The 16,736-nt window shown below is 31.1% G+C and carries 19 protein-coding genes and 2 pseudogenes; all 21 read left to right on the top strand.

From position 1 onward, the window contains the following. Positions 1-257: 257 nt before the first annotated feature. Entirely contained in the window at positions 258-398 is a 141-nt protein-coding gene (locus ACZ5B9_RS10055) for a hypothetical protein (protein ID WP_464422473.1), read from the top strand. A 30-nt stretch (positions 399-428) separates the two neighbouring features. Next, entirely contained in the window at positions 429-1,646 is a 1,218-nt protein-coding gene (gene ilvA, locus ACZ5B9_RS10050) for a threonine ammonia-lyase (protein WP_464422472.1), read from the top strand. A gap of 36 nt (positions 1,647-1,682) precedes the next feature. Next, positions 1,683-3,401, top strand: a complete 1,719-nt coding sequence (gene ilvB / locus ACZ5B9_RS10045; protein WP_464422471.1) for a biosynthetic-type acetolactate synthase large subunit — start codon at positions 1,683-1,685, stop codon at positions 3,399-3,401. Next, the gene (gene ilvN, locus ACZ5B9_RS10040; RefSeq protein ID WP_006804546.1) at positions 3,394-3,882 is read left to right on the top strand and encodes an acetolactate synthase small subunit; all 489 of its coding nucleotides are present in this window, start codon (positions 3,394-3,396) and stop codon (positions 3,880-3,882) included. Before ilvB ends, ilvN begins: the two co-directional genes overlap by 8 nt. A 258-nt stretch (positions 3,883-4,140) precedes the next feature. Further along, complete coding sequence (locus ACZ5B9_RS10035) at positions 4,141-4,890, top strand: class I SAM-dependent methyltransferase (protein WP_464422470.1); 750 nt, start codon at positions 4,141-4,143, stop codon at positions 4,888-4,890. A 22-nt stretch (positions 4,891-4,912) separates the two neighbouring features. After that, positions 4,913-5,620, top strand: a pseudogene (locus ACZ5B9_RS10030) (aspartate/glutamate racemase family protein). A 144-nt stretch (positions 5,621-5,764) separates the two neighbouring features. Then, positions 5,765-7,273 (top strand): 2-isopropylmalate synthase, encoded by a 1,509-nt coding sequence (locus ACZ5B9_RS10025; RefSeq protein WP_464422469.1) that lies wholly within the window; start codon positions 5,765-5,767, stop codon positions 7,271-7,273. Between the two features lie 30 nt (positions 7,274-7,303). Continuing rightward, complete coding sequence (locus ACZ5B9_RS10020; RefSeq protein WP_464422468.1) at positions 7,304-7,810, top strand: DUF4865 family protein; 507 nt, start codon at positions 7,304-7,306, stop codon at positions 7,808-7,810. A 59-nt stretch (positions 7,811-7,869) separates the two neighbouring features. Continuing rightward, positions 7,870-7,965, top strand: a pseudogene (locus tag ACZ5B9_RS10015) (alpha-isopropylmalate synthase regulatory domain-containing protein); the annotation flags it as partial. A gap of 25 nt (positions 7,966-7,990) precedes the next feature. Then, complete coding sequence (locus ACZ5B9_RS10010) at positions 7,991-8,389, top strand: hypothetical protein (protein ID WP_464422467.1); 399 nt, start codon at positions 7,991-7,993, stop codon at positions 8,387-8,389. A gap of 277 nt (positions 8,390-8,666) precedes the next feature. Further along, positions 8,667-9,230, top strand: a complete 564-nt coding sequence (locus ACZ5B9_RS10005; protein WP_464422466.1) for an NAD(P)H-dependent oxidoreductase — start codon at positions 8,667-8,669, stop codon at positions 9,228-9,230. Between the two features lie 57 nt (positions 9,231-9,287). After that, entirely contained in the window at positions 9,288-9,479 is a 192-nt protein-coding gene (locus tag ACZ5B9_RS10000; RefSeq protein ID WP_464422465.1) for a PspC domain-containing protein, read from the top strand. A 53-nt stretch (positions 9,480-9,532) separates the two neighbouring features. Further along, complete coding sequence (locus tag ACZ5B9_RS09995; protein WP_464422464.1) at positions 9,533-10,003, top strand: hypothetical protein; 471 nt, start codon at positions 9,533-9,535, stop codon at positions 10,001-10,003. Beyond that, positions 9,984-10,403 (top strand): flagellar biosynthesis protein FliQ, encoded by a 420-nt coding sequence (locus ACZ5B9_RS09990; protein WP_464422463.1) that lies wholly within the window; start codon positions 9,984-9,986, stop codon positions 10,401-10,403. Before ACZ5B9_RS09995 ends, ACZ5B9_RS09990 begins: the two co-directional genes overlap by 20 nt. Next, positions 10,400-11,242, top strand: coding sequence for a metallophosphoesterase (locus ACZ5B9_RS09985; protein WP_464422462.1), 843 nt, complete (start codon positions 10,400-10,402; stop codon positions 11,240-11,242). The genes ACZ5B9_RS09990 and ACZ5B9_RS09985 overlap by 4 nt, the downstream gene beginning before the upstream one ends. 19 nt (positions 11,243-11,261) lie before the next feature. Further along, positions 11,262-12,596, top strand: coding sequence for a DUF4272 domain-containing protein (locus ACZ5B9_RS09980; protein ID WP_464422461.1), 1,335 nt, complete (start codon positions 11,262-11,264; stop codon positions 12,594-12,596). Between the two features lie 44 nt (positions 12,597-12,640). Then, the gene (locus ACZ5B9_RS09975; protein WP_464422460.1) at positions 12,641-13,282 is read left to right on the top strand and encodes a lysozyme inhibitor LprI family protein; all 642 of its coding nucleotides are present in this window, start codon (positions 12,641-12,643) and stop codon (positions 13,280-13,282) included. 39 nt (positions 13,283-13,321) lie between these two features. Further along, on the top strand, positions 13,322-14,167 hold the full coding sequence (locus tag ACZ5B9_RS09970; protein ID WP_464422459.1) for a metallophosphoesterase: 846 nt from the start codon (positions 13,322-13,324) through the stop codon (positions 14,165-14,167). 20 nt (positions 14,168-14,187) lie between these two features. Then, on the top strand, positions 14,188-15,027 hold the full coding sequence (locus ACZ5B9_RS09965; RefSeq protein WP_464422458.1) for a YwqG family protein: 840 nt from the start codon (positions 14,188-14,190) through the stop codon (positions 15,025-15,027). A 26-nt stretch (positions 15,028-15,053) separates the two neighbouring features. Beyond that, on the top strand, positions 15,054-15,977 hold the full coding sequence (locus ACZ5B9_RS09960; RefSeq protein WP_464422457.1) for a toxin-antitoxin system YwqK family antitoxin: 924 nt from the start codon (positions 15,054-15,056) through the stop codon (positions 15,975-15,977). 38 nt (positions 15,978-16,015) lie between these two features. Beyond that, positions 16,016-16,690 (top strand): Fic family protein, encoded by a 675-nt coding sequence (locus ACZ5B9_RS09955; protein ID WP_464423958.1) that lies wholly within the window; start codon positions 16,016-16,018, stop codon positions 16,688-16,690. Positions 16,691-16,736 lie beyond the last annotated feature (46 nt).

Raw genomic sequence — 16,736 nt, 5'->3', positions numbered from 1 at the left:
TAATAATTATTTTATTTTATTCTTATTATTTGTGGCAGTTAAATTAACTATATATAATTAAACTAAAATTGTCGTGATTTTTTTGGAATAAAATTGATTGTCTGAGCTTTTTTAAAAATATTGAAGTTGAATTTGTTTAAAGAGTTGAAATAATCTTTATTAAAAAGCGAGTTTCAATTTCGTAGTAATCTAGGTTTATTCAAATAATAAATGTTTAGACTACTTTCCCAAATAAAATTTGGGAATATTTCAAAAAAATGCTTAGACGAGCAGGGATTGCAAAGGGGATGGCGATTGATCCCCTTTGCGTTATAAAAAAGAAAAAACATAGAAATTATAAGAGGAAATATTTATTAACAGTCATTCAAAGAACTGTTAATATTAATTTGAGTTATTAAAATAAAAATTTTTTGAAGAAGGTGAAGAGATTGCATAAACTTTATGATTTTATGGAAGCAAGAGAAAGATTAAATACTGTGATTACTAAAACTAAATTGATTCACAGTTCAGTATTCTCGAAAGAAACTGGAAATGATGTTTATATTAAGCCTGAAAATTTACAACGAACAGGTTCATTTAAACTTAGGGGAGCATATAACAAGATTGCAAAATTGACGGAAGAGGAGAAAAAAAAGGGAGTTATTGCTTCATCAGCAGGGAATCATGCTCAGGGTGTGGCTCTTGCGGCTCAAAAACTAGGAATTAAGGCAGTTATTGTAATGCCTAAATACACACCGCTTATAAAAGTGGAAGCAACTCGTCAATATGGTGCTGAAGTTATTTTGGCAGGGGAAGAATACGATGATGCCTATAATTATGCGAGAGAATTGCAGGAGAAAGAAGGGTATGTGTTTATTCATCCATTTAATGATGATGATGTTGTGGAAGGACAGGGAACAATTGCACTTGAAGTGTTAGAAGAATTACCTGATGCTGATATAATTCTTGTGCCACTTGGAGGTGGAGGACTAATTTCAGGAATTGCGCTTGCGGCAAAACTGAAAAATCCTGTGATAAAAATAATTGGTGTAGAGCCAGAAGGAGCAGCTTCGGCAATTGCAGCTCTAAAAAATGGAGATGTTGTGGAACTGCCTGAAACTAATACAATTGCTGATGGAACGGCAGTTAGGAAAATTGGGGAACTGAATTTTGATTATATAAAAAATTATGTGGACGATATAATTACAATTTCAGATTATGAACTTATGGAGTCTTTTCTTCTGTTAGTTGAAAAGCATAAGATTGTTGCAGAGAATGCGGGAGTTCTTTCGGTTGCGGCACTTAGAAAGATTAAGGAAAAAGGGAAAAAGATTGTATCAATTTTAAGTGGAGGAAATATTGATGTGCTTACGATTTCCTCTATGATAAATAAAGGGCTTGTTGTAAGAGGGAGAATATTTAGATTTTCGGTTGACTTGCCTGATAAACCGGGGCAGCTGGTTGCTGTGTCACAAATTCTTTCTGAACAGAATGCAAATGTTATAAGGCTTGAGCATAATCAATTTAAAAATCTTAACAGATTTCACGATGTAGAACTTCAGGTAACAGTAGAAACGAATGGTGAGGAGCATATTAACAAAATAACAGAGGAATTTAGTAAAAGAGGATATGTAATAAAAAGGTTAAATTCTCAGGAAATAGAATAATAAAAATAAAATTTTAAAAGAAAAGGTGGTTGAAAAATGAGTAGCGAAATGATAAATGGTGCAAGAATGCTGTTGGAGTGCCTGCATAAAGTAGGTGTGACTGATATGTTTGGGTATCCGGGTGGAGCGGTAATACCTATTTATGATGAAATTTACAGTTTTGAAAAGATTAAACATTATTTTGCAAGACATGAGCAGGGAGCAGTACATGCCGCAGACGGATATGCGAGAGTTTCTGGAAAAGTGGGAGTTTGTCTTGCAACTTCGGGACCTGGAGCAACAAATTTGGTTACAGGGATTATGACAGCACACATGGACTCTATACCATTGCTGGCAATAACAGGACAGGTAAGAAGCAACTTGCTTGGTAGAGATGCTTTTCAGGAAACTGACATTGTAGGAATTACAGTTCCAATAACAAAAGGGAATTATCTTGTGCAAAATATTAAAGATATTCCAAGAATTATAAAAGAGGCTTATTTTATAGCTTCGACAGGAAGACCAGGACCTGTACTGGTGGATATACCAAACGACATTCAACAGCAGGAAATATCTTATGATGAATTTAATAAGCTATTTGACAAGGAAATACAGCTGGAAGGATACGATCCCACTTATGTTGGGCATCCTGTACAGATAAAAAGAGCATTATCATTGATAAAAAAGGCGAAAAAGCCATTAATTATTGCAGGAGCAGGAGTTATAAAATCGCAGGCTTCAAAGGAACTTTTTGAACTTGCAAATAAAATGGATATGCCAGTAACTACAACTCTTTTAGGGCTTGGAGCATTTCCTGAAAATCATGACTTGTCACTTGGAATGCTTGGAATGCATGGGACTGTTCCAGCAAATTATGCCACAGACGAGGCAGATTTAGTAATTGCAGCTGGGATAAGATTTGATGATAGAATTGCGGGAAATCCAAGTAAATTTTGTGAACGTGCGAAAATAATACATATAGATATTGATCCTGCTGAAATCGATAAAAATAAAAAGGCTGATGTTCCGATAGTTGGAGATTTGAAAAATGTGCTTTCTGAAATCAATAAGGAATTGGAGCCACAGGATCACAAAGAATGGACAGATAAAGTAAAAGAATGGAAAAAAGAATATCCATTGGCACATAGAGATGTTGGTAAGGATAAATTGCTTCCACAGGAAGTATTAAAGGCAATTAATGATATTCTGGATGGGGATACAATTGTTGTAACAGATGTTGGACAGCATCAAATGTGGGCTGCACAATATATGACTTATAAAAATGCAAATAGCATTGTAACTTCAGGTGGAGCTGGAACAATGGGATTTGGAGTGCCAGCAGCAATTGGAGCTCAAGTTGGAGCGAGAGATAAGAAAGTTGTGTTAATCGTTGGAGATGGTGGTTTTCAAATGACACTTGAAGAAATTATGATGATTAGACAGTATAATTTGCCAGTAAAAGTAGTAATTATAAACAATTCATTCTTGGGAATGGTTAGACAATGGCAGGAATTATTTAAAGATAGAAGATATTCTTTTGTTGATTTGGAATGTAATCCTGATTTTGTGAAAATTGCTGATGCGTATGGCATAAAATCGGAAAGACTGAAGACAAAGGCAGATTTGGAGAATAAATTAAAAGATTTGATTTTATCAGATGAAGGCGTGATACTGGATTGTATTGTTGAAAAGGAAGAAAATGTGTTTCCAATGATACCAGCAGGAAAAACTGTAAGTCAAATGATAGGTAAGAAAGGGGTACTGGAAAATGATTAAGGAGCATGAAATATTAATAATTACAAAAAATACAAATGGAATTGTATCAAGAATAATGTCTATGTTTAATAGAAGAGGATATTCAGTAAACAAGATGACTGCTGGAGTTACAAATAAGCCAGGCTATGCGAGGTTGACACTTACAGTTGATGGTGACGACAAGGCATTAAATCAGATTCAAAAACAAGTTTACAAAATCGTTGATGTTGTAAAAGTAAAGATTTTCCCAGCAGAAGGAGTTATAAGACGTGAACTTATGCTTATAAAAGTAAAATCCGACGCTCAGACTAGAGCTCAAATCGTTCAAATTGCAGACATTTATCGTGGAAAAGTTCTGGATGTGGCACCAAACTCGCTTGTAATAGAACTTACAGGAAATGTGAAAAAATTACGTGGATTTGTAGAAATGATGAAAAGTTATGGAATACTCGAAATCGCCAAAACAGGGGTTGTAGCAATGAGCCGTGGAGAAAAAATGTAATATTTTCAGAATTTATACAAAACTCTTTTTAAATAACGAAATTATTGCAAATTTTTCAAGTAAGAAAACATAATAAAAATAGAAAAACTATTATTAAACAAAATAATTTGATACTAAATATCGTTAGAAAACAGAAACTGTAGTAATAATGAGAACCTTGCTAAATAATATATATTTTAAAATTTATTAAATATTCACTATTTAAATGGGGAACAGTATCAAAATGTAATTTTAAAAAAACAGAAGGGAAATATTAAAATGAGAGTAAGTCAGCATTGGGAAAAGGAAAAATATGAGAAAAATGCACGTTTTGTATCAATTTACGGAGAAGAGCTGATTGAATGGTTAAATCCTCAAAAAGATGAATATATCTTGGATTTAGGTTGTGGAGATGGAGTATTGACTAAGAAAATTACTGAATATGGGTGCAAAGTTTTAGGACTTGATGGAAGTCAAAAATTTGTTGAGGCAGCAAGAAAAATTGGGGTTGAGGCAGTACAGGGCGATGCACAGAATATGAAATTTGAAAATGAGTTTGATGCGATTTTTTCCAATGCGGCGCTACATTGGATGACTAATCCGGAAAAAGTAATGGAAGGAGTATCTCGAGCCTTGAAAAAAGGCGGACGTTTTGTAGCCGAGACGGGCTGTAAAGGAAATGTGGAAAAAATAGAAAATGCTATTTTTGAAACTGTAGAAAAACATAACCTGAAAGCTAAAAAATGTTGGTTTTTTCCAACTCTGGAAGAAAAAACGAAATTACTTGAAAAATATGGATTAAAAGTCAAAAGAATGATAACTTTTCCCCGTCCTACTTTGCTTCCAACTGGAATAAAGGGATGGCTTCAAACTTTTTCTGCACCTGCTCTTGCAAATGTTCCAGCAGAAATGCATGAAAAACTGATTGATGAAATAACTGAAAAAGTTGAAAAAGAACTGGAAAGAAATGAGAAAGGACAAATTCTAGCAGATTATATCAGATTGAGATTTGAGGCTGTGAAAGAATAGATAATTTGAAAGGAAGATGAATTTGAAAACAATAGGACTAATAGGAGGAATGAGCTGGGAAAGCACAGTAACCTATTATAAAATAATAAATGAAGTTATTAAAGAAAAATTAGGAGGGCTTCATTCTGCTAAATGCGTACTGTATAGTGTGGATTTCCAGGAAATAGAAGAATGTTAGGCAAACGGCAACTGGGAAAAAAGTGGAGAAATCTTGGGAGAGGCTGCATATAATTTGGAAAAAGCGGGAGCAGATTTCATAGTTATCTGCACTAATACAATGCATAAGGTTGTTAAGCAGATTAAAGAAAAAATCTCCATTCCAATATTGCATATTGCTGAAATGACAGCAGAGAAAATATTAGAAAAAGGATTGAAGAATATAGGATTGCTAGGAACCAAATATACAATGGAACAAGATTTTTACAAATCAAAACTTATTGAAAAAGGAATAAATGTTATAATACCTGATAAAAATGATATAGAAATTATAAATAAAGTAATATATGACGAACTTTGTCTTGGAACTATAAATTCTAATTCAAAAAAGAAATTTTTAGAAATTGTTGATAAACTTAGAAGTAAGGGGGCAGAAGGTATAATATTAGGGTGTACTGAAATAGGGCTTCTTATAAAAAATGAAGATACTGATGTTCCATTATTTGATACAGCGATTATTCATGCAGAGCAGGCAGCAATTTATTCTATAAAAGATTCCAGAAATGAAGATTAGGAAGAATACCAATAGTTAAATAAATAATCTAGTATATAATAGGGAAAATATTTTTGTTAGAAATATAAGTGAGTAATAAGTTATATTGAAACTCTAAATTATTATAGAAGTTTAAGGATTGATAGAAAGAGAAAGGAGCCGAATATGAAAAATATAAAAATATTTGATACGACACTACGGGATGGAGAACAGACACCACGTGTCAATCTTAACGCTCAGGAAAAGCTGAGAATTGCAAAACAGCTTGAGAGTCTTGGGGTGGATGTGATTGAGGCTGGATTTGCGGTGGCATCACCAGGGGATTTTGAGGCAGTTAAGATGATTGCAGAAAATGTGGAAAAGTCTACGGTTACGAGTTTGTCCCGGGCTGTAAAAAAAGATATTGAAGTAGCGGCAGAAGCATTGAAAAGTGCCAAAAAACCTAGAATACATACGTTTATCGCAACTTCTCCGATTCATAGGGAATACAAGCTGAAAATGACGAAAGAGCAGATTTTGGATAGAGTAAAGGAAATGGTGGCTTATGCGAGATCGCTTATTGACGATATTGAGTTTTCGGCGGAAGATGCGACTAGAACTGAAAAGGAATTTTTGGTGGAAGTATATGAAACGGCTATAAAAGCTGGAGCCACTACACTTAATGTACCTGATACAGTAGGTTATAGAACTCCAAATGAAATGTTTGAACTTATAACTTATTTGAAAAAAAATGTTAAAGGGATTGAAAATGTGGATATTTCTGTGCATTGCCATGATGATTTGGGACTTTCTGTGGCAAATTCGGTTGCGGCGATTCAAGCTGGGGCCACTCAGATTGAGTGTACAATTAATGGACTTGGAGAAAGAGCAGGGAATACTTCGCTTGAAGAGATTGTAATGATTTTGAAAACGAGAAAAGACTTGTTTGAAGAATATTATACAAACATTGATTCAAAGCAAATTTACCCAACAAGTAAATTAGTAAGCCTTTTGACAGGAGTTTCAACACAGCCAAATAAAGCAATTGTTGGAGCGAACGCATTTGCACACGAATCAGGAATTCATCAACATGGAGTATTAGCAAATCCTGAAACTTACGAAATTATGAGTCCAGAATCTGTTGGAAGAAATCCAGACAGCTTAGTACTTGGAAAACATTCAGGAAAACACGCTTTTGTACAAAAATTAGAATCACTAGGATTTAATCATGTCGGAAGTGATAGAGTAGAAGAATTATTTGCACAGTTTAAAAAATTGGCAGACAAGAAAAAATATGTTTTAGATGAAGACATTATCGCATTAGTTGCTGGAGAAGCAGCAAAAATAGAAGGAAGAATAAAACTGGCTCACTTTGAAATTTCAAGACAGAAAGGGAAAAAGCCAAAAGCAACAGTTACCATTGAATTAGATGGAGAAAAACTAGTTAAAGAAGCTCTTGGAGATGGGCCTGTTGATGCGGCTTACAATGCGGTTAATCTAGCAGTAAGTGATACTTTTGTTCTGGAAGAATACAAGCTGGAGGCAATAACGGGAGATACTGATGCACAGGCACAAGTAGTTGTGATTATCGAGAAAAATGGAAACAGATTTATTGGTAGAGGACAAAGTACGGATGTAGTTGAAGCAAGTATAAAGGCTTATATTAATGGAATAAATAGACTATACAGTAATTAAGTGAAAATATAGGAGAGGAGAATAAAAGACATGATAATGATGCAGTATAAAGTAAAACTTCCAAATGATTTTGATATGAATAAGATTAAAAAAAGAGTGCAAGAAAATGGGTTTAAAACAGATGGATTTGAAGATTTATTTTTTAAAGCCTATTTAATCTCTGAGAAAAATAAAGAATATTCGCCATTATATTTTTGGAAAGATAACAAAGGAATGAATAAATTCATATTTGATGGTTTCTATGATAATATTTTAAATTCTTTTGGATGGCAGACTATAAATATTGGAATACCATTGTTGCAAGAGTTTGATGAAAACTTTTCTAAAGCAAAATATTTATTGGAAATAGAAAATGAAACAAAACCGATGGAAAAAATGAAAAGAATGGAATTTTCTATATCAGATGATAAAATTGTTGGGAAAGCATTAGTATATAACCCTGAAAATTGGAAACACACGGAGTATTATTTTTTTGAAGATGTCCCTAAAGAAGCAGAAAATTCAAAAGTGTATGAAGTTTTGCATGTTTCTCAATAAATTAAAATGAGAGAAATAGATTTTACGGTAATTAAAATTGATTTTGGAAAGATGAAAGTGGAAACAGATTCATTGGTAGAGGACAAAGTACGGATGTAGTTGAAGCAAGTATAAAGGCTTATATTAATGGGATAAATAGGCTTTATAATAAATAATTCTGAATGATCGAGAGGGAAATTTATGCCTAAATTGATTATAAATGATAAATCAAATATTAGACAAAATATTTCAATGAATTTTTTTCTGGATGATGAAATAATAACATTCAAGGGAATAAAAAAAGAAATTGAATATGTAGATTATGGAGAACATACAATTAAAGCAAGTACACTTTTTGTTAAAAGTTCGGAACAAAAAATAAACATTGAAAAAGAAGTTATGGAAATTGAAATAAGATTTAATTGGAAAAATTGGTTATTTGCTTTGATATTTTGGCTTTCAATTATAATTTTATTATTTAAAACTTTAAATGGAGAAATAGCAACAAGTAAATTCCTTTTAAGTGCTTTGACACTTGGTGTATTGGGTAATTTGTGTCTTATTATAGGAAAGCCTTTGGTTTTGGAAGTAAAAGAATAGATAAAATACTAATGTTAGTTTAGGTAGAGATGGAGGGAATTTTCTGATTTTTTAAATACAAAAAGTGTGAACACCGTTCGCATAATTTAGAAAACTTTTATTGTTTTATGGTTTTGGAAAATGGCGGACACTGTTAGCCAAATTAATTTTAAAGATTATAGGTTAAAAATTTTTTTAAAGATGGAAATTGCTAATTTTTGTATTAAATTTAAATGTATCCAAAAAGTTTTAATAAAGTATTTTGAAAAATTATTTGTAGAAAAGAGGAGATTCAAAAATGAAAACAATAGTTTTTGCACATCCATGGAATGGAAGTTTCAATAAAGCAATTTTAGATAAAGCAGTGGAAAAACTTGATGAAACAAAAGAAAAATATACTATTATAGATTTGAATAAGGATGGATTTAATCCTGTAATGACTGAAAAAGAACTAGGATTGTACTCGCAGGGGAAAAGCATTGATCCTTTAGTTCTGAAATATCAGGAAATTTTGAAAAATACAGATGAGCTAATATTGATTTTTCCAATTTGGTGGATGTCGTTACCTGCGATATTAAAAGGATTTTTGGATAAAGTTATGTTGAGAGGATTTGCTTATGAAAGTGGGAAATATGGAATAAAAGGACTTTTACCAATAAAATCAGCTAAAATGATTACAACGGCTGAAGCACCAAAGTTTTTATTAAATATAATGGGATTTGGAATGACAATGAGAAAGGCGAATCTTGGTGGAGTCGGAATAAAAAATACAAAATGGATTCATTATAGTTTGAGGGCGAAAGGAAAAGATGAGGATAGGAAGAAATTTCTTGAGAAAGTTAAGGAATTTGTTAGTGATTAGGAAGAAAAATAGAAAATATTCGCATTTAAAACAAACGAAGAAAAGGAGTTTTATATTATGAAAAATAAATTGTACAAATCAGTAAAAGATAGAAAAATTACAGGTGTATGTGGAGGACTTGCAGAATATTTTGATATTGATTCAAGTATTGTGAGGATAGTGTGGCTTGTTTTGGTTCTTTTTGCAGGAACAGGTCTGCTGGCTTATATTATTTGTGCAATAGTTCTTGATGATAACCCTAATAAGTAAAATATTTTTGAAATTTTTAAATAGTTAAATAAAAAATTAGGTGGAGAATAAAGATGAAAAAAGTACTTTTTTGGTTATTTTACTTATTGTTTTTAACATTTTTTGACATTATTTTGGCGGTTATGAGGTTTAATAATAGTATTTATAATAGTATTTATGAATTTTTTATAAATCTGAATATAAAAAATGAGTGGCTTTTAGAAAACTTATTTCCACTAATAGAGATTGTTTTTATTATAATTTGTCTAACTTTCGCTTACTTAATTTCAAAAATAAAAGTCAGTAAAAAAAGTTTGTTAATTCCGCCATTAGTTATAGTGGCGATAAAAGTAATAGTATTTTTTTGCATACTTGGATTTTTTATGTTGATTCCTGAAACAGAGGATGGAGGAGAAGGAGGATTCGTTTTATATCTTATATTATTCGGATTTGGAGCGTATATGGGAATGCTAAATTTATACTTTTATTTAGGATTATTGTTCAATTTATTTAGAAGGAGAAAGAATGAAAAAAATAATTCTTAGAAGTTCATATTTTCTTTATCTGCTTTGTTTCAATATTCTTTCATCAAATTTATTGTTTTGGTTAGGAGAATCGGTTTTAGGAAATTTAAAAATTGGTGGAGATGCGTATTTTGGAATAAGTTATCTTTTATTGGCTTTGCTTAATATATTTTTATCATATTTTTATGCAAAAGCAAGAATAGAAAAAACCCCATTGATAATTTTAACAATAGTTGGAGTGGCAGTAAAAATATTATTATTTTTATTGTGGGCTCAAGAAGAATTTTCAGAAGTTGGAGATGATAAAATGGGAATATTTATGGTCGCTATTGTTTATGGGTATTTTGTTTACATAGGATCTTTAGATGTAATATTTCTTATAGGGATCGGTATAAATTTATTAATAAGGAGAAAAAATTGAAGGTAAAAAGTTGGATTTTTAAAATTTTATGGAGTTTTCTGGGACTGATTGTTATATTTCTGCTATATTCACATTATGAATACAGACATATAAAAATAAGGACAATAGAAATAAAGTCAAAAGATATTCCGAAAGAATTTAATGGGAAGAGAATATTATTTGTTGCAGATTTTCAATATGATACGATGACACGGTATAATAGAAAACAGCAGAAAAAGGCGATTGAACTGATTAATGCACAAAAGAAAGATATTATACTACTGGGAGGAGATTATGCGACTTGGGAGAAAAATATTCCTAAGTTTTATGAAGATGCTAAGGATATAAAGATTCCAGAACTTGGAGTATATGCAATTTATGGAAATCATGAGTATCCAGGAGCAGAAGAAACGGCTGAAAATATGAAAAAACTTGGATTTAATCTGCTCGTAAATGAAAATAGGAAAATAACAATAAATAATGAAAATATATATATTGCTGGAGTAACAGACTTGTGGCACGGAAAGCCTGATGCGAAAAAAGCTCTTGAAGGATTGAAAAAGGAGGACTTTGTATTATTTTTGACTCATAATCCTGAATACTTTGAGGAAATGACAGAAGATGAGAAGGAAAAAGCAGATATGACACTTGCTGGACATACTCATGGCGGACAGGTTACTTTCTTTGGAAAAATCATTATGTCGGCTATAAAGGATAAGAAGAAGTATGGATATGGAATGAAGGAATATAACGGCAATAAAATATACATTACTTCAGGATTAGGAGGGGCTTTTCTTGAGATGTTTATTAGATTTTTTGCACAGCCTGAGATTGTGATTTTTGAACTGAAGAAGATTTAGATTTAGAAAGAGAGAAGAAATGGGAATATTTGATTTTTTTAAAAAGAACAAAGAAGAAGAAATACCTTTAAGGATAGCTAAAGATTTTCATTTTCATTCAGTTGTTGGAAAAAATGGGGATGGAATTGCACGAAAAATTGTTGAGTATTTTGGAGATAAAGTGGAAGAAGCGGTTGATACGCATAAAAATTTCGTGGATGAAGATGTTCTATCATATTTTGAAGGGGAAGATTCTGAAAAGGAATTTCCAATACAAGAGTGGACACGAATTTTTAGAATAAAATTAAAAGATGGTACAGAAATCAATGGGAAAATTGATGATAGTGAAATGGCTGCAAAATATGGCGCTGGGCTTGCAGAACATTTTTCAGATGTGAATATAAAAGATGAAAATTTGAAGCAGATGTTATTGACTCAAATTGCATTTTTCAATTGCAGAACAAAATTAACGGCAACTTTTGATTTTTACAAAAGTGGGAAAAAGAAAAATGAAAAGGTAAAATTATTGGATTTTATTTTGGGAGCAGGAAAAAGTTTTGATGGTTATTCGTTATTTAGTACAGAAACTTTATATTCGCCTGATAAAAAAGTATTTGTTTCAAAAAAGATAGGAACAGAATTTAAAGAGTTTACGCCGTTTATTCCTAAAGAATTGATTGATAATTTTGAAATGACAGATGAAGATAATGCTAGAATGGCGAGAAGCATTGAAAAAATAAAGGCTGATGGATTGCCATATCTTGAGAATATGCATACAAGCATTTCGGAGGCGAAGGCTGTTATTCCTGATAAAGAATTGATTATAAAAAGAGCAGCTGCAATACAGATGACAGGAATTGCATCAGAACTTTATAATGAAATGCAGGAAAATGCCAAAGAAAAAATCAAAGAGTTTTTTGAAATATTTGAAAAGCAATACGAGATTAAAGAAGTTTTGACTAATGAAGAAAAAAATTATCTTGAAAAATATACAGATGATGTAAAAATAAATTCAGAATATAATTGGCGTTACGAATGTCCACCAGTACTGCTATGGGCTTTATCATTACAGGAATTAACAGATTTGAGTACAATTTGTGATGTTAAGGGAACAATAAAATATTTTTTGAATAATGATTTAGAAACGTTGATGAATAAAGCAGAATTACGTTCAAAAGATGAAATAATGGATATGCTTGATTATTTGTACAGACTTAACTGGAGTGCAGTGGAACTGAGAATACACACTGAAAATCATAATAACAAGAAATTTCCTTATGATGAAAGTATTATTCATTTCATAAGATTGGCACTAGAATGGCTTGTACAGCCTGAAAAAAGTATTAAGGATGTTGAAGCGGAGATGCATACTTAGAAAATTTGATAAAATGAAAACTAAATAAAAGGAGTTGCTGGATTATGGATAAAAAGATAATAATTGGGATATTTGCAGTATTATTTCTTGGTAGTGGTTTTTTACTTTATAATTACTATCAGGAAGCTAGAAAGTTGAATGTACAGACAAAAAAATTAGAGAATAGAGCTAAGGAGCATGAAATTTTAAAAACTCAATCTGAAAAGCAAGCAACAATAAGTACACCTGTATCCACAACAGATAAAACTAAAAATATAACTCAACAATTAACAACTTCAGTAAATAATACTAATGTTGTAAAAAATAGAACTACTTATGAAAAGGATTTGAAAAGTAGAATGACTTCTGCAAATGAAGGTAATGTTAGTTCTGAAATAGATGCTTTAAGAAATAATGAAGATGCTAATGAGGCATGGACTAAGGAGCTTAATAAAATATATTCACTTTTAATGTCAGAACTTTCAGGAAGTCAGAAAGCAAAACTTCAAAATAGCCAGAAAGCATGGATAAAAAGTGTAGAAAAAGAAGTAAATACAGCAATGGATGAATATTGTCCTGCGGATTCAAATGGAGAAAGGGTAGGATGTGGAACATTAGGAGGATTGGAAGAGATGAGGATAAGAGTAAGAAGAACAAGATCAAGAACGTTGGAATTGGCAAGAATGTATGATGAAATGCACAACTAATAAATTTAATATTTAAAAAAATTAAGAAGGAAAAAGTTTATGAAAACAAAAAAGAAAATATTATCAGTTTTGGGAATTTTAACAATATTTTTTTTGATTTGTCTAATTTACGCACATTATGAGTATACACAGCTCAAGGTTAGAACAATAGAAATTGCCTCAAAGGATATCCCACAAGAATTTGATGGAAAGAAGATTATCTTTGCAGCAGATTTTCAGCTGGATACTTATGCGAGGTTTAATCAGAAGCAGCTTGATAGGATTATTAAACTGATAAATGAACAGGAAAAGGATATTATAATTCTGGGTGGCGATTATACCAACTGGACTGGTAAAATTCCACGATTTTACAAAGGAATGGAAAAGTTAAAAAAGCCTAAATATGGAATTTATGCAGTTTTGGGAAATCATGATTATAATTCTGTGGAAAAAAATATGGCTGGACTGAAAAGCCTTGGGTACAAAGTGCTGGTAAATGAAAATGACAAAATAACCGTAAATAACCAGAGTGTCTACATTTCAGCAGTTGATGATTTGCTAAAAGGGAAACCTGATGCACAGAAGGCACTTAATGGTATAAAAAAAGATGATTTTAATATCTTCATCACACATAATCCTGATTATTTTGAAGAAATGACAAATGAACAGAAGGAAAAATCAGATATGACTTTGGCAGGGCATACTCATGGTGGACAGATAACATTGTTTGGATTAATTTTATGGGCAGAAATTAAGCATCCATGGAAGTACGGTTACGGTTTGAAGGAATATGACGGAAATAAGATTTATACTACTTCAGGTGTTGGCGGTGGAGCCTTTGAGATGTTTATAAGATTTTTTGCACAGCCTGAAATTGTGGTGCTAAAATTGAGGAAAGTTAAGTAAAGACTTGTAAGAGGTGTGAAATGGAAGAGAAAGAATTAAAAATTTCAGCAAAAGATATTTTTAAGGAAATAGAGAAAAAATATCAGGAAACGGCAAAAGAAATGATGGTTGCAGATGCTTCGGTCAATGCTTCAAAAGAAATAAAAATAACGGATAGCAAAATTGAAGGGATTCCGTATATTCCAAAAGGGAGAAAAATTCCAACAAATTCAAAAGGACAACAATTTATGTTTCTTGCACAGATAAATTGTGAGGATTTGAAGGGGCTTGAAGATTTCCCGCAGGAAGGTATTTTGCAGTTTTGGATTTTGGGAGAAGATTTGCTGGGATTGGATTTTGACGATTATACAAATCGAGATGGTTTTGATGTGATTTATTATGAAAAAATTGAAGATTATCATTCGGAAGTTGAGTTTAAGAAAATGTACAATCCTTATAGAGAAAATTCAGGAAATTTAGAAATAGCAAATAAGCCTTGTAAAATGAATTTTTCTTTGAAAAGTAGTGAAAAAGAGACTTTTGATTATACACTTTTGGAAAAGTTATTTGAAGAAGTGCTAAAAGAAAAAAATATCGATGTAAATGAAAAAGAAAAATTGTATCAAAAAGTTGAGGAAATATTTGAAAGTAATTCTGATGGGGAAAATGGTGGAACAAAATGCAATGGATTTCCATTTTTTACTCAATTTGAGCCAAGAGATGAAGAACAATTGAAAGAATATGACACTTTGTTATTTCAAATTGACAGTGGAGGGGAAATTATGATTGGAGATTGTGGAGTGATGAATTTCTTTATAAATCGTGAAAAATTGAGAAATAAAGATTTTTCAGATGTTTTTTACAACTGGGATTGCTATTGATTGTTTTACGAAAGGTCTGAAAGTCAATGAAGTTTAAATTTTTAAATTGTATATTTCTGATATGTTTTATATTTGGTGGTGTACTGTATTCGGATGAAAAAATACAAGTTGAAGAAAAAGAAGTTGAAATTATTGATGGAAAGGCCTATGTAAAAGGAGAAAATAAGCCATTTTCAGGGAATATAATAGTTCGGTATGATAGTGGAGAAATTTCAAGTGTATATGCTCTTAAGGAAGGGTTGAGGCAGGGAATAACAAATTATTATTATAAAAATGGAAAATTAAAAGCCGAACTTATTTATGTTAATGATAAACTAAACGGAAATGTGAAAGAGTTTTATGAAAACGGAAATATTCAATCAGAAACAGAATACAAAGATGATGTTTTATATGGAAAGAGAATAGAGCGGTATGAAAACGGGAACTTGAAAACAACATCTGAATGGAATCGATTTTTGGATGGAGAAAAAATAGAATATCATAAAAATGGTAAAGTTAAGAAAAAAGAAATTTATAAAAATGGAGAGTTGCAGAAAGATGGATTAAGTAGATTTTGGAATATTTTGGTAATATTGGCATTTGGAATACCATTTTTGACTTTACCATTTTCTTTCTTCAAAATATATAAACAGTTTCCGAAGGTAAAATTACTGGATGAATATCAGAAAGAAAAAATATTAGAAATTTTAGTAAAATATAATTCACAAATATCATCTTTACATTCAAGTTATTCTATCAATGGAACTGGAACAACTTATGTAAAAATTAGAAATTTTAAAATTAGAGAAGAAAAATTTTCAATTTCAGCAAAAATGTATTCAGTATTTTGGATGCCAATGCCGTATATTATTGGATATATAGTTTGCCGTGATAAAGATAAAATAATTTCTTCTTTTTCAAAAGAAAGTTTTCAAAAAATAAAAGATGAAATACAGGGAAAAATTTTGTGAGGGAAATAAAGATTATAACTGATAGAGAGTTGGAGAAAATGGATATAAAAACTATAAATTATGAATATTTTTTAGATTTATCAGTAAGAATGACATATCATTCAAATGCCATTGAAGGAAATACATTGACATTGAATGAGACGGCTACAATTATTTTGGATAGTATAATACCAGGTAGCAAGAGTGTTCGTGAAGTTTTTGAAGTTTTGAATCATAAAAGGGCGATTGACTATATGATAAGTGAACTTGAAAATGACAAAAAACTTGATATTTACATGATAAAGAATATAAATAAGGAAATTTTGGATAGGTTAAATGATAATGCAGGGAATTTTAAGAGAAATAGTAATGCCATAATTGGTGCAAATTTTGAAACTTCTATACCAAGTCAAGCACCGATTTTTACAAAAAATTGGATTGAAAATCTTAATTATAGACTTGAATTATGTAAAAATGATGATGAAAAATTATTGGAAATATTAAATTCTCATATAGAATTTGAACGAATTCATCCCTTTAGTGATGGAAATGGACGAACGGGAAGGTTGATTATGATGTATCTGTGTTTTCAGGAAAAAATAAGTCCATTTGTAATTGAAAAAGAAGATAGAGCCTTGTATATGAGTTATTTAAGGGAACAGAATGTGGATATTATTTTTGAAAAAGTAAAGGAATTACAGAAATTTGAACAAAAAAGAATAGAGAAATTTTAAAAAAATTATAAATAAAAAAATTTGGAGAGAAATAAACGGAGGATAA

This window comes from Leptotrichia sp. SK-5 (genome assembly GCF_055387215.1).
Note: the sequence above shows the minus strand (reverse complement) of the source record. Positions and strands in the feature narration are given on the sequence as shown.

Coding starts and splice junctions, on each gene's coding strand:
- ACZ5B9_RS10055 (WP_464422473.1), top strand. CDS start 258: ATGCTTAGACGAGCAGGGATTGCAAAGGGGATGGCGATTGATCCCCTT.
- ilvB (WP_464422471.1), top strand. CDS start 1,683: ATGAGTAGCGAAATGATAAATGGTGCAAGAATGCTGTTGGAGTGCCTG.
- ilvN (WP_006804546.1), top strand. CDS start 3,394: ATGATTAAGGAGCATGAAATATTAATAATTACAAAAAATACAAATGGA.
- ACZ5B9_RS10035 (WP_464422470.1), top strand. CDS start 4,141: ATGAGAGTAAGTCAGCATTGGGAAAAGGAAAAATATGAGAAAAATGCA.
- ACZ5B9_RS10025 (WP_464422469.1), top strand. CDS start 5,765: ATGAAAAATATAAAAATATTTGATACGACACTACGGGATGGAGAACAG.
- ACZ5B9_RS10020 (WP_464422468.1), top strand. CDS start 7,304: ATGATAATGATGCAGTATAAAGTAAAACTTCCAAATGATTTTGATATG.
- ACZ5B9_RS10010 (WP_464422467.1), top strand. CDS start 7,991: ATGCCTAAATTGATTATAAATGATAAATCAAATATTAGACAAAATATT.
- ACZ5B9_RS10005 (WP_464422466.1), top strand. CDS start 8,667: ATGAAAACAATAGTTTTTGCACATCCATGGAATGGAAGTTTCAATAAA.
- ACZ5B9_RS10000 (WP_464422465.1), top strand. CDS start 9,288: ATGAAAAATAAATTGTACAAATCAGTAAAAGATAGAAAAATTACAGGT.
- ACZ5B9_RS09995 (WP_464422464.1), top strand. CDS start 9,533: ATGAAAAAAGTACTTTTTTGGTTATTTTACTTATTGTTTTTAACATTT.
- ACZ5B9_RS09990 (WP_464422463.1), top strand. CDS start 9,984: ATGAAAAAAATAATTCTTAGAAGTTCATATTTTCTTTATCTGCTTTGT.
- ACZ5B9_RS09980 (WP_464422461.1), top strand. CDS start 11,262: ATGGGAATATTTGATTTTTTTAAAAAGAACAAAGAAGAAGAAATACCT.
- ACZ5B9_RS09975 (WP_464422460.1), top strand. CDS start 12,641: ATGGATAAAAAGATAATAATTGGGATATTTGCAGTATTATTTCTTGGT.
- ACZ5B9_RS09970 (WP_464422459.1), top strand. CDS start 13,322: ATGAAAACAAAAAAGAAAATATTATCAGTTTTGGGAATTTTAACAATA.
- ACZ5B9_RS09965 (WP_464422458.1), top strand. CDS start 14,188: ATGGAAGAGAAAGAATTAAAAATTTCAGCAAAAGATATTTTTAAGGAA.
- ACZ5B9_RS09960 (WP_464422457.1), top strand. CDS start 15,054: ATGAAGTTTAAATTTTTAAATTGTATATTTCTGATATGTTTTATATTT.
- ACZ5B9_RS09955 (WP_464423958.1), top strand. CDS start 16,016: ATGGATATAAAAACTATAAATTATGAATATTTTTTAGATTTATCAGTA.